The 14,443-nt window shown below is 75.6% G+C and carries 6 protein-coding genes; all 6 read left to right on the top strand.

Annotation, left to right across the window (positions count from 1 at the left end; translation table 11 throughout):
• Positions 1–312: 312 nt before the first annotated feature.
• The 6 genes from IF37_RS0112910 to IF37_RS0112885 are packed head-to-tail and all read left to right on the top strand — an operon-like array spanning position 313 to position 14,439.
• Complete coding sequence (locus IF37_RS0112910) at positions 313–3,429, top strand: non-ribosomal peptide synthetase (RefSeq protein ID WP_079165710.1); 3,117 nt, start codon at positions 313–315, stop codon at positions 3,427–3,429.
• A 32-nt stretch (positions 3,430–3,461) separates the two neighbouring features.
• Complete coding sequence (locus IF37_RS0112905) at positions 3,462–9,938, top strand: non-ribosomal peptide synthetase (protein ID WP_052845151.1); 6,477 nt, start codon at positions 3,462–3,464, stop codon at positions 9,936–9,938.
• A complete protein-coding gene (gene sbnA, locus IF37_RS0112900; RefSeq protein ID WP_030740916.1) occupies positions 9,935–10,933 on the top strand; it encodes a 2,3-diaminopropionate biosynthesis protein SbnA in 999 nt (332 codons plus the stop codon). The genes IF37_RS0112905 and sbnA overlap by 4 nt, the downstream gene beginning before the upstream one ends.
• Positions 10,930–11,928 (top strand): 2,3-diaminopropionate biosynthesis protein SbnB, encoded by a 999-nt coding sequence (gene sbnB, locus IF37_RS0112895; protein ID WP_030740913.1) that lies wholly within the window; start codon positions 10,930–10,932, stop codon positions 11,926–11,928. Before sbnA ends, sbnB begins: the two co-directional genes overlap by 4 nt.
• The gene (locus IF37_RS0112890; protein ID WP_158727335.1) at positions 11,925–13,256 is read left to right on the top strand and encodes an MFS transporter; all 1,332 of its coding nucleotides are present in this window, start codon (positions 11,925–11,927) and stop codon (positions 13,254–13,256) included. The genes sbnB and IF37_RS0112890 overlap by 4 nt, the downstream gene beginning before the upstream one ends.
• Positions 13,228–14,439 carry an ATP-grasp domain-containing protein gene (locus IF37_RS0112885; RefSeq protein ID WP_158727334.1) on the top strand — a complete coding sequence of 404 codons (1,212 nt, stop codon included), beginning with the start codon at positions 13,228–13,230 and terminating at the stop codon, positions 14,437–14,439. The genes IF37_RS0112890 and IF37_RS0112885 overlap by 29 nt, the downstream gene beginning before the upstream one ends.
• Positions 14,440–14,443 lie beyond the last annotated feature (4 nt).

The following is a 14,443-nucleotide window of genomic DNA, read 5'->3' as shown; positions in this document are numbered from 1 at the left end:
GTCCGTAAGCGCACTCGCCCGGGACCGTCAATCCGCACGGGGGAGCGGCATTTGTGGAACCTTTCTGTTCGCTGTGCAGGCCAGGAGCGTCACGCCCCCCACAGCGAAATACCGGGACGATGTCGCCACCGGTGATCACCCGGACTTTCCCGCCCGGATAACCGGGATCAGCCGCGACATCCGGGTGTTCCGCCGCGATATCCGCGGTTCGGCTCCCGATGCCCGCACTTCGTGCGCCCGGCCGTTCCCGAAACCGCGAATCCCACGTCGACATCCGATCCGCCCGTTGTCCGGCCGCACCTGGAGAACGCCATGAGTCACCCTCCGTCCTGGGACGGATTGATCGAGGACCGTTTCCGCGCACAGGTCCGCGCCCGTCCCGTGTCCCCGGCGGTCGTCGCCGGGGACACGGTCCTGACCTACCGTCAGCTCCACCGGCGCGCGGCGACGGCCGCGGCCGGACTGCGCCGGCTGGGCGTGACCCGCGAGACCCCGGTCGGCCTGGCCTTCGACAGGTCCGCCGACTCCATCGTGGCGCTGCTCGCCGTCGTCCTCGCCGGCGGGGCCTACGTGCCCCTCGACCCGGCCCACCCCGCGGACCGCCTCGCCCGGATCACCGAAGCGGCGCGGCTGCGCCTGGTGGTCTGCCCCGACCGGGTCCGCGAGCGGTTCACGGCCCCCGGGCCGGCCACCACCCACGGCCTGGGGGAGCTGTCCCGCCTCGCCGCCGGCGACGGCGCCCCGGAGCCCGACGGCGCGTCGCCGCCCGCCCCCGCCGGGCGCTCACCGCTCGCCTACGTCATGTTCACCTCCGGCAGCACCGGACGGCCCAAGGGCGTGATGGTCGAACACCGCGGTGTGCTCCGGCTGGTCACGCACACCGACTACCTCGACTTCTCACCGCGGCAGCGCGTGCTCCAGGCCGCGTCGCTCGCCTTCGACGCGGCGACCTTCGAGATCTGGGGCGCCCTGCTGAACGGCGCCTCGCTACACGTCGTCGACCACGAGACGGCCGTCGTGCCCTGGCGCCTCGGACAGGCGCTGCGGGACGGCGGCATCACCCTGGCCTGGGTCACCGCCCCGCTCTTCCACCGTGTCGCGCGGGAGCACCCGGCCGCCTTCGGCTCCCTCACCACCCTGGTGACCGGCGGGGACGTCGTCTCCCCCGGACACGTGGCCCGCGTGCGCGCGGCCTGCCCGGACCTCACCGTCGTCAACGGCTACGGCCCCACCGAGAACACCACCTTCACCACCACCTTCCCGGTACCCGACGGCGTCCGGGGCCCGCTGCCGATCGGCCGGCCCCTGCCCGGCACCACCGTCCGGATCTGCGACGAGCGGGGCCGCCCGGTGCCCGCCGGCACCGTCGGCGAGCTGTACGTCGCCGGCGCCGGGCTCGCCCGCGGCTACCTGGCCGATCCCGCCCTGACCGAGCGCGCGTTCGTCACCCTGGACGGCGTGCGCCACTACCGCACCGGCGACCTGGTCCACGCCGACGGGGACGGGCTGCTGCACTTCCACGGCCGGCGGGACGACCAGGTCAAGATCCGCGGGCACCTGGTGGAACCGGCCGAGGTCAACGCCGCGCTGCTGGCCCTGCCCGGCGTGACCGACGCGTACACCCGCGTCATGGGGGAGCCCGGCGGGGAACGCTCCCTGACCGCGTACGTGGTCGCACCCGACGAGGAGGCCGCGGTGATCCGCCGCCGGCTGCGCGAGCGGCTGCCCGGCTACCTCTGCCCCGACCGGTTCGTCCGGCTGGACCGGCTGCCGCTGAGCGCGAACGGCAAGGTCGACCGGCACGCCCTGCCCGTACCGCCGGACGAACCCGCCCCACGGGCACGGCGGCGCGAACCGACCGACGGTGAACAGGAGCTGGCCCGGCTCTGGGCGGACGTCCTGGAACTGGACGCCGCGGACCTCGGACCCGACGCCGACTTCTTCCTGCTGGGCGGCGATTCGCTGCGGCTCGGCGTGCTCCTGGGCCGGCTCCAGCGCGACGCGTCCGTGCGGCTCGGCTACGCCGAGGCGTTCGCCGCGCCCACCCTCGACGCGATGGCACGCGCCGTGGCGACGGCCGCCCCCGCCCCCGCGGACGACCTCCCCGGCCCGGCCCCCGGCCCGGCCCCCCTCCACCCCGCCCAGCAGGGCCTGTTCGCCGTCTGGCAGGCGGAACCCGACTCCCTCGCCTACAACGTCCCCGTCGCGGTGGAACTCACCGGGCCGCTCGATGCCGGGCGGCTCAGGGACGCGCTCACCTCGGTCGTCGCCCACGAAGAGGCACTGCGGATGCGGTTCACCGTCGACGGCACCGGCGTACGGCAGGAACCGGCGGCACCCGGCGCACCGGAGTTCACCTTCCTGGACGCGCCCGACGAAGCCGCCGTCACCGGGTTCGTACGCCCCTTCGCGCCCGACCGGCCCGACGGCTCCCCGCTGCTGCGCGCCCTGCTCGTACGCACCGGAGCCGAGGACCGGCACGAGCTGTACCTCGACACCCACCACATCGTCTTCGACGGCGTCTCGCTGCGACTGCTCCTGACGCGGCTCCTGGCCGCGTACGGCGGCGAGGAGCCGCCCGAGCGGGCCGCCGGCTACCGCACGGCGGCCCGCTGGGCCCGCGAACGCGCGGACCGGGGCGCCGACGCCGACCACGAGGACTACTGGCTGCGCCAATTGTCGGACGTGCCGACCGAACCCGTGCTGCCCGTCGACCGCCCCCGCGGGGCCCACCGGGCCGCCCGGGGCGCCGTGACGAGCGCCGTGCTGGACGCCGGCCGCCACGCCGCGGTCCGGACGGCCGCCCGACGCCACCGCACCACACCGTTCGGCGTGCTGTTCGCCGCCTGGGCCGCCGCGCTGGCCCGGCTCTCCGGACGCACCGACTTCGTCGTGGGAACCCCCACCAGCGGCCGGACCCGCCCCGAATTCGCCGACGTCGTGGGCATGTTCGTCAACACGGCCTGTCTGCGGGTGCGGCTCACCGAGGACACCACGCTGGACGCGCTGGTGGCCCAGGCGGACCGGCTCGCCATCGGGGCCCTGTCTCACCAGGGACCGCCGTACCCGCGACTGGCACGACGGCTCGGAATGCCGCCCGACCCCGGCCGCAACCCGCTGTTCGACGTGCTGTTCGCCCTCCAGGACATCGACTTCCACGTCCTGCGCGGCGCCGGCCTGATCGCGCGCACCCGGCTGCTGAACCCGGGCACCACCCGGTTCGACCTCAACCTCCAGGCGTACCCGGGGCCCGACGGACTCCGGCTGGACCTGGAGTACGCCACCGACCTCTACGACCACGCGTCCGCCGCCCTGCTCCTCGGCGAGTACCGGACGGCCCTGGACGACCTGCTCACCGATCCCACGGCCCCGGTGCGCCGGGCGTACACCGCGACACCGGCCGCGCGACTGCCCGACTTCGACCTCTGACCGCCGTGCCCACGACGCAGACGAAGGACACCATGACCACCCCGTTCCAGCTCAGCCGGGCCTTGCAGACCCACCCGGAGCAGGCCGAGTACTGGCGGTCCCGCCTCGCCGCCTGGGAACAGCCGACGCTGCTGCCGCGCGACTTCCTCACCCACACCCCGGACCCGGCCCACAACCGGGTCGTCGTCCCACTGCCCGCCGACCGCGCGGCCCGCTGCCGGGAGCTGACCCGGGACCGGTCCGCCCTGGCCCACGTGCTGACCGGCGCCGTCCTCGCGCTGCTGGCGGCCCGGGCCACCGACACCACACGGGTCCAGGTCGTCACCGGCCACACGGACCCCGGCACCGGACGGGCGACCGCCTTCCCGCTGGGCCTGACCGTCACCCGCGACGGCACGCTGCGCACCCTGCTCGGCGCCGCGCGCGCGGCCTACCAGGAGGCGACCGGGCACCTCGACATCCCGGTGGGGCACCTGCTGCGGACCGAGGGCCGCTTCCCCACCGACCTCGCGGCCGGCGCCGACGGCGAACTGCCCGCCGCGGAGGCCGACCGCGCCGGGTGCGTCCTCCAGTGGGACGTACGGCTGCGCGCGGCACGGCCGCGGCTCGTCCTGCGCTACCGGACCGACCTGTTCACCCGGGCCACCGCCGTCCGGCTGGCCGGCGCCTACGTCCGGCTGCTGACCGCCACCACCCGGGAGCCGGACGCCCCCTTCGGCCCCCTCCTCGACGCCGACCCCGCCGAACGCGAGGCGATCGACCGCTTCAACGCCACCGCGGCGGACCTGCCCGCCGACGCGACCCTGCACGGCTTCCTCACCGGCCAGGCGGCCCGGACCCCCGAGCGGATCGCGATCCGCGACGACGGCACCACCTACGCCGAACTCGACCGGCGGACCGACCGGCTCGCCCACCGGCTGCGGGAGGCCGGGGTGCGGCCGGGCACGATCGTCGGCGTCTGCCTGCCCCGCGGCCCGCTCGCGCTCACCGCGGTCTACGCCGTGCTCAAGGCCGGCGGGGCCTACCTGCCCATCGACCCGACGCTCCCCGCCAACCGCGTGGCCCACCTAATGGAAGACAGCGCGGCACAGGTCGTGGTCGGCGACCCGGCGGCCCGCGCGGCACTGCCGTTCACCGGCACCTTCGTGGACGCCACCGCGCCCGGCGCCCTCGACGGCGACGCGCCGGCCCCCGCGGACGGCGCCGGCCCGGACGACCTCTGCTACGTCATCTACACCTCGGGCTCCACCGGACGCCCCAAGGGTGTGATGCTGGAGCACCGCGCCGTCGTCAACCGGCTGGTGTGGATGCAGCGCGCGTACCCGCTGACCGAGGACGACGTCGTCCTGCACAAGACGCCGTTCACCTTCGACGTCTCCGTGTGGGAGATCTTCTGGTGGGCACTGGCCGGGGCCTCCGTGTGCACCCTGCCGCCGGGCCGGGAGCGGGACCCGGCGGCCCTGGTCGCCCGTATCGCCGAACACCGGGTCACCACCACGCACTTCGTGCCGTCCATGCTCCAGGCGTTCCTCCACTACGTCGCGGAGGACAGCGCCGCACTGGCCACGCTGCGCCGGGTGTTCGCCAGCGGCGAGGCGCTGGGCACCCCGCACGCCCTGCGCTTCGCGGAACTGCTCACCGAGCCGTACGGCACCTCGCTCGTCAACCTCTACGGCCCCACGGAGGCCGCGGTCGACGTGACGCACTTCCCCTGCGCGGACACCGACCCGCGCCGGCCCGTCCCGCTGGGCCGCCCCATCGACAACCTGCTGCTGCGGGTGCGGACCCGCGCCGGCACCACCGCCCCCATCGGCACCCCGGGCGAGCTGTGCGTCGGCGGCGCCGGCCTGGCCCGCGGCTACCTCGGCTCGCCCGAACTGACCGCCGAGCGTTTCACCGAGGACCCGGAACTCCCCGGCGGCCGGATCTACCGGACCGGAGACCTGGCCCGCTGGCTGCCGGACGGCACGCTGGAGTACCTGGGCCGGCTCGACACCCAGATCAAGATCCGCGGCTACCGCGTCGAACCCGCCGAGATCGAGCACGTCGCCGAGGGCACACCCGGCGTCACCGCCTGCGCCGTCGTCGCGGTCGCCGACCCCGCGGGCCACCGCCGGCTGTGCGCCTACGTCGTCCCCGGCGACGGCTACGACGAGGAGGCGCTGCGCGACCGGCTGGCGACCGAACTGCCCCCGTACATGGTCCCGGGCACCGTCGTCACCGTGCCCGCGATCCCCACCACCCACAACGGCAAGCGGGACACGGCGGCCCTCCCGCCGCCCCGGCCCGCCGCCCCCCGCACACGGCGGCGCGCACCCGCCGGCGAGACGGCCGTCCGGCTCGCGGACATCTGGGCCCGGGTGCTGGGCGTCCGGGACATCGGACTCGACGACAACTTCTTCGCCCTCGGCGGCGACTCGATCATGATGGTGCGGGTGCTCGCCGAAGCCCGCCGCGCCGGGCTCGACTTCTCCTTCCAGGACCTGTTCGCCCATCCCACGCTCGCCGCGCTGGAACCCCGCGTCCGGCGGGAGGGTCAGGACCCCGGCGCCACCCGCCCGCTCGCCCTGCTCGCCCCCGCCGACGTACCGCGCCTGCCCCCCGACGCGCAGGACGCCTACCCCCTCTCCGCCCTCCAGACCGGTCTGCTGTACGAGGTCGAACTGACCGGGCACCGCCCGGGGCTCTACCACGACATCGTCAGCTTCCGCGTCCCCGAGCCGCCGGACCCGGAGGCGTTCCGCGCCGCCGCCGCCCTGGTGGCCGCCCGCCACCCCATGCTCCGCACCTCGCTCCACGTCTCCGGCTACAGCCAACCCGTGCAGATCGTGCACGGTGACACCCCCGACCCGGTCGAGGTCACCGACCTGTCCCACCTGGACGAGGCGGCACGGGAACGCGCCCTGGACGACCACTACGCCCGTGAACTCGCCCGCGGCTTCCGGCCGGAGACGGGCGGCCTGGTCCGCGTCGCCCTGCACCTGCTGGGCGAGCAGGGGTACCAGTACAGCCTCAGTTACCACGCGGCGGCGCTGGACGGCTGGAGCGTCAGCGTCGTGCACCACGACCTGTTCGCCGCCTACCTGGCGCTGCGCGCCGGCCGCGCCCCGAGCCTCACCCCGCTCGGCACCGGCTACCAGGACTTCGTACGGCTGGAGCGCGAAGCGGCCGCATCCGCGGCGAGCCGGGCCTTCTGGGACGACCTCCTCGACGGCCACGAGGGCGGCCGGCTGCCCCGCCTGCCCGGCGCGGCCGGCACCGACGGCGTCGCCCAGCACGACGTCCCGCTGCCGGACGGCGTCCCCGCCGGCGTGACCCGGGTGGCCGGGCAGCTGAACGTCCCCGTGAAATCCGTGCTGATGGCCGCCCACCTGGCCGTGCTGGCCCTGGTCACCGGCACGGACGACGTCCTCACCGGATACGAGCACAGCGGCCGGCCCGAGACCGCCGACGGGGACCGCGTCACCGGCCTGTTCCTCAACACCGTCCCGTTCCGCGTCCGCGTCGGCGACGGCAGCTGGGCGGACCTGGTGCGCGCCGCCTACCGAGCGGAGACCGCGCTGCTGCCGCACCGGCGGTACCCGATGAGCGAGATGAAACGGCACCGCTCCACCCGGGAACCGCTCTTCGAGGCCGTCTTCAACTTCACGCACTTCCACGTCCTGGACGAGCTGCGCCGCGAGCACGGACTGCGGCTGGAGCGCGGCCGGGTGGCCAGCGAGACCGAGTTCCCCTTCCGCGCGGAGTTCTGGCAGGACGCCTTCACGGGCACCGTGGCGCTGTCCCTGCACCACCACCCCGGCGAGTTCCCGCCCGAGCAGATCCAGCGGATCGCCGGCTACTACCGGCGCGCCCTGGAACTGCTGGTCACCGACCCCGACGCCGGGGTCCGGGACGTCAGCCTGCTCGGCGGCCCGGAACGCGCGCTGCTGGCGGACTTCGCCGGCCCGGCGCGCGAGCTGCCCCCGGGCGGTCTGCTCGGGCTGTTCGCGGCCCAGGTGGCCGCCCGGCCGCGGACGACCGCCGTCCAGCACGGCACCCACACCCTGGACTACCGGGAGCTGGACGACCGGTCCGCCCGGCTGGCGGCCCGGCTGGCGGCGGCCGGGGTACGACCGGGCGACGTGGTCGCCGTGCCGATGGACCGCGGCATCCCCTGGGCCGTCACCGTCCTCGCCGTGCTGCGGCTCGGCGCCGTGTACCTGCCGCAGGACCCCGGCGACCCCGCCGAGCGGCTGCGCGCCATGCTGACCCGGTCCGCGTGCCGGCACGTGCTGACCACCGCCGGGCACCGGGACACCCTGGAGCGCGCCCTCGCCGCGGCGGACGGGACCGGACCGGCGGTGCTGGACTACGCGGAGCCGGCGGACGGGGACGATGACCCGGCTCCCGCCCGCCCGGCTGTCCCCGGGCCCGCCCCGGCTCCCGCCGACCCCGCCTACCTGATCTTCACCTCCGGCTCCACCGGCGAGCCCAAGGGGGCGCTCGTCCACCACCGGGGCATGCTCAACCACCTCCTCGCCAAGACCGACGCGCTGCGCCTGACCGGGGACGACGTGGTCGCGCAGGTGGCCACCCAGTGCTTCGACATCTCCGTCTGGCAACTGCTCGCGGCGTGGCTGGTGGGCGGGCGCACCGTGATCTACGGCGCCGACGTGGTCACCGACCTGCCCGCCTTCGCGCAGGCGCTCCAGGACGACGCGGTCAGCGTGCTGGAGGTGGTGCCATCGTTCCTGGACGCCCTGCTCGGCGAGTTGGACCTGCGGCCCCGCGAACTGACCGCGCTGCGCTGGAACCTGGTCACCGGCGAGGCCTTCCCGCCCGCGCTGAGCCGCCGCTGGTTCGACCGGTACGACGTGCCGATGGTCAACGCCTACGGGCCGACCGAGACCTCCGATGACGTCACCCACCACATCCTCACGGCACCGGCCACCGGGAAACGGGTGCCCGTCGGCCGGCCGATCGCCAACACCGGCATCCACGTCGTCGGCCCCGACGGACGGCACGTGCCCGTCGGCACCTACGGCGAGATCCTGGTCACCGGCACCGCCGTGGGCCTCGGCTATCTGAACGACCCCGAACGCACCGCCCGGGCGTTCGTGCCGAACACCCTCGACGACACCTCGGCGGTGCTCTACCGCACCGGCGACATCGGCCGCTGGCTGCCCGGCGGGGTGCTGGACTGCGCGGGGCGCCGCGACCACCAGACCAAGGTGCGCGGGCACCGCGTCGAACCGGGCGAGGTGGAGGGCGCGCTGGCCCGGGTGCCGGGCGTGGACCACGCCGTGGTCCTGCCGCGCCGCGACGGCGGCCGGGACCTGCTCGCGGCCTGGTACACCGGCACCGCCGACCCCCGGCCGGAGGCGCTCCGCGCCGCGCTGGCCCGGTTCCTGCCCCGGTACCTGCTGCCGGACGTGTTCGAGCGGCTGGACGCCTTCCCGGTCACCCGCAACGGCAAGGTGGACCGCGCCGCCCTCGGCCGCCGGCCGCTCGACACGGCCGTACGCCCGGCCGCGCCGCCACCGGAGAACGAGGCCGAGGCCGGCATGACGGCGGCCTTCGCGGACGTCCTCGGCCTGCCCGTGGACCGCGTGGGCGTCACCGACAGCTTCTTCGACCTGGGCGGGCACTCGCTGGCCGCGATGCGCCTGGCGGCCCGGCTGCCCGGCGGACTCACCCTGCGCGACGTCGTCGCCCACCCGACCGCCCGCGCCCTGGCCCGCCGCGCCCCCCACCCGACGGCCCCGGACCGCGCCGGGGAGCCCCTGACCGACCTGACCGGCCTGACCGGCCTGACGGTGAACGCCGGACCGGGGCCCGACGGCCCGCCCGCCACCGTCGTGTGCTTCCCCTTCGCGGGCGGCACCCCGGCCAGTTACCTCGAACTCACCCGGGCCCTGCACCGGACCGGCGCCCCGGTCCGTGTCCTCGCCGCCGACTACGCCGGCACCGGGCCCGCCGGGCTGGCGGCCCTGCTCGCCGGACGCGCCGAGGGACCCCTGGTCCTGCTCGGCCACTCGGCCGGCGCGGCACCGGCCCTGGACACGGCCTTCGCGCTGCGCGCGGCCGGCCGCGCACCCGACCACGTCTTCCTGGTGGCGTCCGTGCCGCGCGCCGACGCCCCGGGCGACCCGCGCGAGCACCTGGGCCGCACCGACGAGGAGGTGCTGGACTGGCTGGCGCGGAACGCCGGTCCGGACGCGGTGACCGCGCTCCCGGCGGACCGGCGGCACCGGCTCGCCGAGGACTTCCGGCAGGACACGGCGGCCGCCGCGCGGTCCTGGGCCCGGCTGTCCGCGCTGCCACCTCAGGCCGTGCTGGACGGTCCGGTCACCCTGCTGCTCGCGGACGACGACCCGCTGACCCGCGACCACGCGCAGCACGCCCACCGCTGGGCTCGCTTCACCGGTGCCTTCACGCTGAGCCCCGTCGCGCACGGCGGCCACCACCTCAACGCGACCCGGCCCGACCTGCTGGCGGAGCAGGTGCGGAAGGCGGTGGGGCCGTGAGGGCCCGGTGGGCCCACGAGCTGGGCTGGGGCCACGCCTTCCTCGAACTCCCCGGCTTCGCACCGGACTTCTCCACCTACCTGAAGCTCGAGGGACTCAACCCGGCGGGCTCCGTCAAGCTCAAGACGGCCCGCGCGATGGTCGAGCACGCCGAGACGGACGGCGTGCTCAAACCCGGCTCCCGGCTGATCGAGTCGACCTCCGGCAACCTCGGCATCGCCCTGGCCTCGGTCTGCGCCGCCAAGGGCCACCGGCTCACCCTCGTCACCGACCCGAACGCCACCGAGCACAGCGTGCGCTGCATGCGGGCGCTGGGCGCCGAGGTGGTCGTGGTCACCGCCCGGGACCCGGGCGGGGGCTTCTTGCAGAGCCGGATCGAGCTGATCCACCGGGTGCTGGCGCGGGACCCCTCGGTCGTGTGGCTGAACCAGTACACCAACCCGGCCAACCCCGGGGCACACCTGGACAGCACCGCCGTGGAGATCTTCGAGGGGTTCGGCGAGCCCGACTGGCTGTTCATCGGCACCGGCACCGGCGGCACCCTGATGGGGGTGGTCGAGTACGCGCGCCGGACGCGGGCGGCGACCCGGATCGTGGCCGTCGACACCCTCGGCTCGGTCACCTTCGGCGGGGCGCCCGGCCGACGCTGGATCCCGGGTCTCGGGGCCAGCAGACGGCCGGAGATCTTCGAGGACGACGGCTCCTTCGCCAAGGTGCTGGTCGAGGAGCGGGAGACGGTGCTGATGTGCCGTCGGCTGGCCCGCTCCCACGGTGTGCTGCTGGGCGGCTCCTCGGGCACCGTGCTGGCCGCGGTCCGGGCCGTGCGCGACTCGATCCGCCCCGGCAGCACCGTCCTCGCCATCGCCCCCGACCTGGGCGACCGGTACCTGGACTCCGTGTACGACGACGACTGGGTCACCGCGCGCTTCGGCGCGGCCACCGCCGCCGCCACGCCCGCGCGGCACGACACCGGCATGACGAAAGGACATCGATGACGGTTTTCTCCGTCCTCACCGGCAAGGACGTCGACGCGTTGCTGGCCGGGCGGGAACAGGACGTGATCACCCGGGTGCGCGCCGCCTACCTGGCACACGACGAGGGCGACAGCGTCAACCCGGACAGCTGCTTCCTGCGCTTCCCCGAGAAGCCGGACTCCCGCATCATCGCGTTGCCCGCCTACCTCGGCGGCGAGGTGAACACGGCCGGCGTCAAGTGGATCAGCAGCTTCCCCGCCAACGTGGCCCGGGGCGAGCCGCGCGCCTCGGCGGTGCTGGTCCTCAACGACTACGACACCGGACGCCCGCTCGCCCTGCTGGAGGCCGCCGGCATCAGCGCCGTGCGCACCGCCGCCTCGGCCGCCCTCGCCGCCACCACCCTCGCCGCGGCCCCGCCCGGCACGCTCGGCGTGGTGGGCGGCGGTGTGATCGCCCGCACGGTCTGCCAGTACCTGTACGCGGCCGGCGTCCAGCCCGCCGAGGTCCGCTGCCACGACCTCGACCCCGCGTCCGCCGCCGCCCTGACGGGCCACCTCCGCGACCGGTACGCGACCACCGCCCGGGAGACGGACCTGGCCGCCGCCCTCGACTGCGACCTCGTGCTGTTCGCCACCACCGCGCTGGCCCCTTACGTGCCGCCCGCCCACCGCTTCCGCCCCGGCCAGCTGGTGCTGAACATCTCGCTGCGCGACCTGGCGCCGCGGACCCTGCTCGCCGCCGACAACGTCCTCGACGACGTCGAGCACTGCCTGAAGGCCGACACCTCACCGCACCTGGCCGAACAGCTCACCGGCACACGCGACTTCGTGACCGGGACCCTGGCCGGGGTGCTGCGCGGCCGGGTGGCCCCCGACGCCGGCCGGCCCACCGTGTTCTCGCCCTTCGGGCTCGGCGTCCTCGACCTGGCCGTCGGCCACTGGCTGTACGAGAGGGCGCTCAAGGAGGACCGGCTGGTGCGGCTGCCCGACTTCTTCTCGCAGACGCGCCGGTGGTGAGCGAGGAGAAGGCCGCGCCGCGCGAGGACGCGGACCCCGGGGCGGACCCGGAGGCCGGCCCGGCACTGACCCGCCGTCAGCTCACCGCGCTGGTCGTGGCCCGCGCGGCGAGCAGCGCGGGCTTCTTCGCGGTCCTGCCCTACCTCGGGCTGTGGCTGACGGACGACCGGGGGCTGTCCGGCGCCGCCGCCGGTCTCGTGGTGGGCGGCTCGATCCTGGCCAACCGCGCGGGCGGGGCGCTGCTGGTGCCGCTCATCCACCGGCTGGGGCTCAAGACCTCGGTCGGCGCCGGCTACCTGGGCGCGGTCGCGGTGTTCGCCGTGCTCGGGCTGGGCCTCACCCTGTCCACATACGGCTGGCTGGTGCTCGCCGCGCTGGTCGGCCTGTGCCTGGCGATGGCGACCACGGCGATGAAGGCGCAGGTCGCCGCCTTCCCGGCGGACCAGCGGCTGCGCGGCTTCGGCTACCTCAACATGGCGGTCAACGCCGGCTCGGCCGTGGGACCGGTGATCGGCGGGCAGCTGCTGGAGTGGCACGCCGACCGGCTGCCCCTGTCCGCCGCGCTGCTGGACCTGGTGGCGCTGGCCGTCGTACCCGCGCTGCCCGGGGCGTGGGGCGCCTCCGGCCGCACCGGCGCGGCGGCGCCGGCCAGTGCCACCCGGGGGCGCCGGGTGCCCGGCCGGCGGTTCGTCGCCTTCACCGTCCTGGTCTGCGGCACCTGGGTGGCGTACGCGCAGGTCTTCGACGTGCTGCCCGCCTACCTGGGGGACGCGGTCGGCGCCCGGGACCTCGGCCTGGTGTTCACCCTGAACGCCGTGCTCGTGGTGGCCCTCCAGGTCCCGGTGTCCGCCCTGTCGCGCCGGCTGCTGGACGGGCCGCGGGCCGGCTTCGGCCCGCTCTGCCTGGCGGCCAACGCCGTCCTCGGGCTCGCGGTCGTGCTGTTCGCCCTCGGCCGCTCGGCCGGACTCGGCCTGATCGTCGCGGCGATGGTCCTGTTCACCCTGTCCGAGCTGGTGTGGAGCCCGCTGTACGACACCCGGGTCGGCGAACACCGCGGGGAGCTGTCCACCACGGCCGCGTACGCCCTGGCGGGTGTGGCCTGGGGGACGGCCGAGTCGGCCGGCGCCTGGCTGGGAACGCTCCTGGTCGTCCACCGCTCCGGACAGGACGCGCCGACCGGCACGGCGGCCCTGCCGTACTGGGGCGGCGCCGCGCTGGCCCTGCTCACCGGCCTGGCCCTGTCCCGGGGCGGCCGGGTCTCGTCGGAGAGACCGCGCGGCGGTCAGGAAGGGAATGTCCATGACGTGGATGTGTCTGCTCGGACCTAGCCCCGGGGGAGCCAGGGCGATCGCCCTGCACGGCCACCGGCCGGTGGTGCTGGTCCCACCCGGCACGGGTGTGCCCCCCGAGGTCGCGGCGCACGCCGAACGCGTCGTCTTCTGCCCGATCACCGAGCACGACGCGGTACGGGCCGCCGTGGACCGGTTGGCGACCGAGCTGGGCCCGCCGCGCCTGGTGCTCTCCTTCACCGAGTTCGCCCAGGAGGTCTGCGCCCGGGTCGCCACGGACCTCGGCCTGCCCTCGGTGACACCCGAGGCGGCGGCGCGGGCGCGTGACAAGGCCGCCATGCGGAGCCTGCTCGCCGCCACCCCGTACGCCTGGCCGTACGCCGCCGGCACCCCGGACGAGATCGCCGCCGCCGTACGCGCCGAACCCGACGGCGTCCGCTGGATCGTCAAGCCGAACGACGGCGCGGGCAGCGCCGGGGTCACCGCCCTGGAGTCGTACGCCGACCTCGACCGCTGGCGGGCCGGCGCCACCGCCCCGGGCGGCGCCGGGATCCCCCGCTACATCGCCGAACACGCGGCCCGAGGACCGGAGTTCAGTGTGGAGGCGGTGAGCGCGGACGGGGTGCACGGCATCCTGGCGATCACGGCGAAGCAGACGACGGGCAGCCCCGGGTTCGTGGAGACCGGGCACGTCGTGCCGGCCCCGCTGGCCGGTACCGACGCCACCCGGCTGGAGGACGCCACGCGGTGCGTCCTGGACCGGCTGGGCATCCGGTACGGGGCCAGCCACACCGAGCTGCGGCTGGACCCGGTGCACGGCCCGGTCGTGATCGAGACGCACACCCGGGTCGGCGGCGACTGCATCCCGGAACTGGTCGAACTCGTCACGGGCCGGGACCAGTACGAGCGCGCGACCGCCGCCCTGCTGGGCACCGCGCCCGCGCTCACGGCGGCCCCGGCCGCCGCGGCGGCGGCGATCGGGTTCCTGGTCCCCCCGGCACCCGGTACGCTCACCACGCTCTCCGTCACCCCCGTGCCGGGCATCCTGCGCTGGTTCTTCGACCGCGTGCCCGGCCAGGACCTCGCCCGGCTCCGCTCCTCCGGGGACCGCGTCGGTTACGCCATAGCCCTCGGCGCGACACCCGCGGAGGCGGCGGAGCGGGTCGCCAAGGCGACCGCCGGAGTCCACCTCCGGACCGAGCCGACCGCCCACCCGGAATGACGCA

It is taken from the genome of Streptomyces sp. NRRL S-31 (assembly GCF_000718775.1).
Lineage (GTDB): Bacteria > Actinomycetota > Actinomycetes > Streptomycetales > Streptomycetaceae > Streptomyces.
This window is presented reverse-complemented; position numbering and strand designations above follow the sequence as displayed.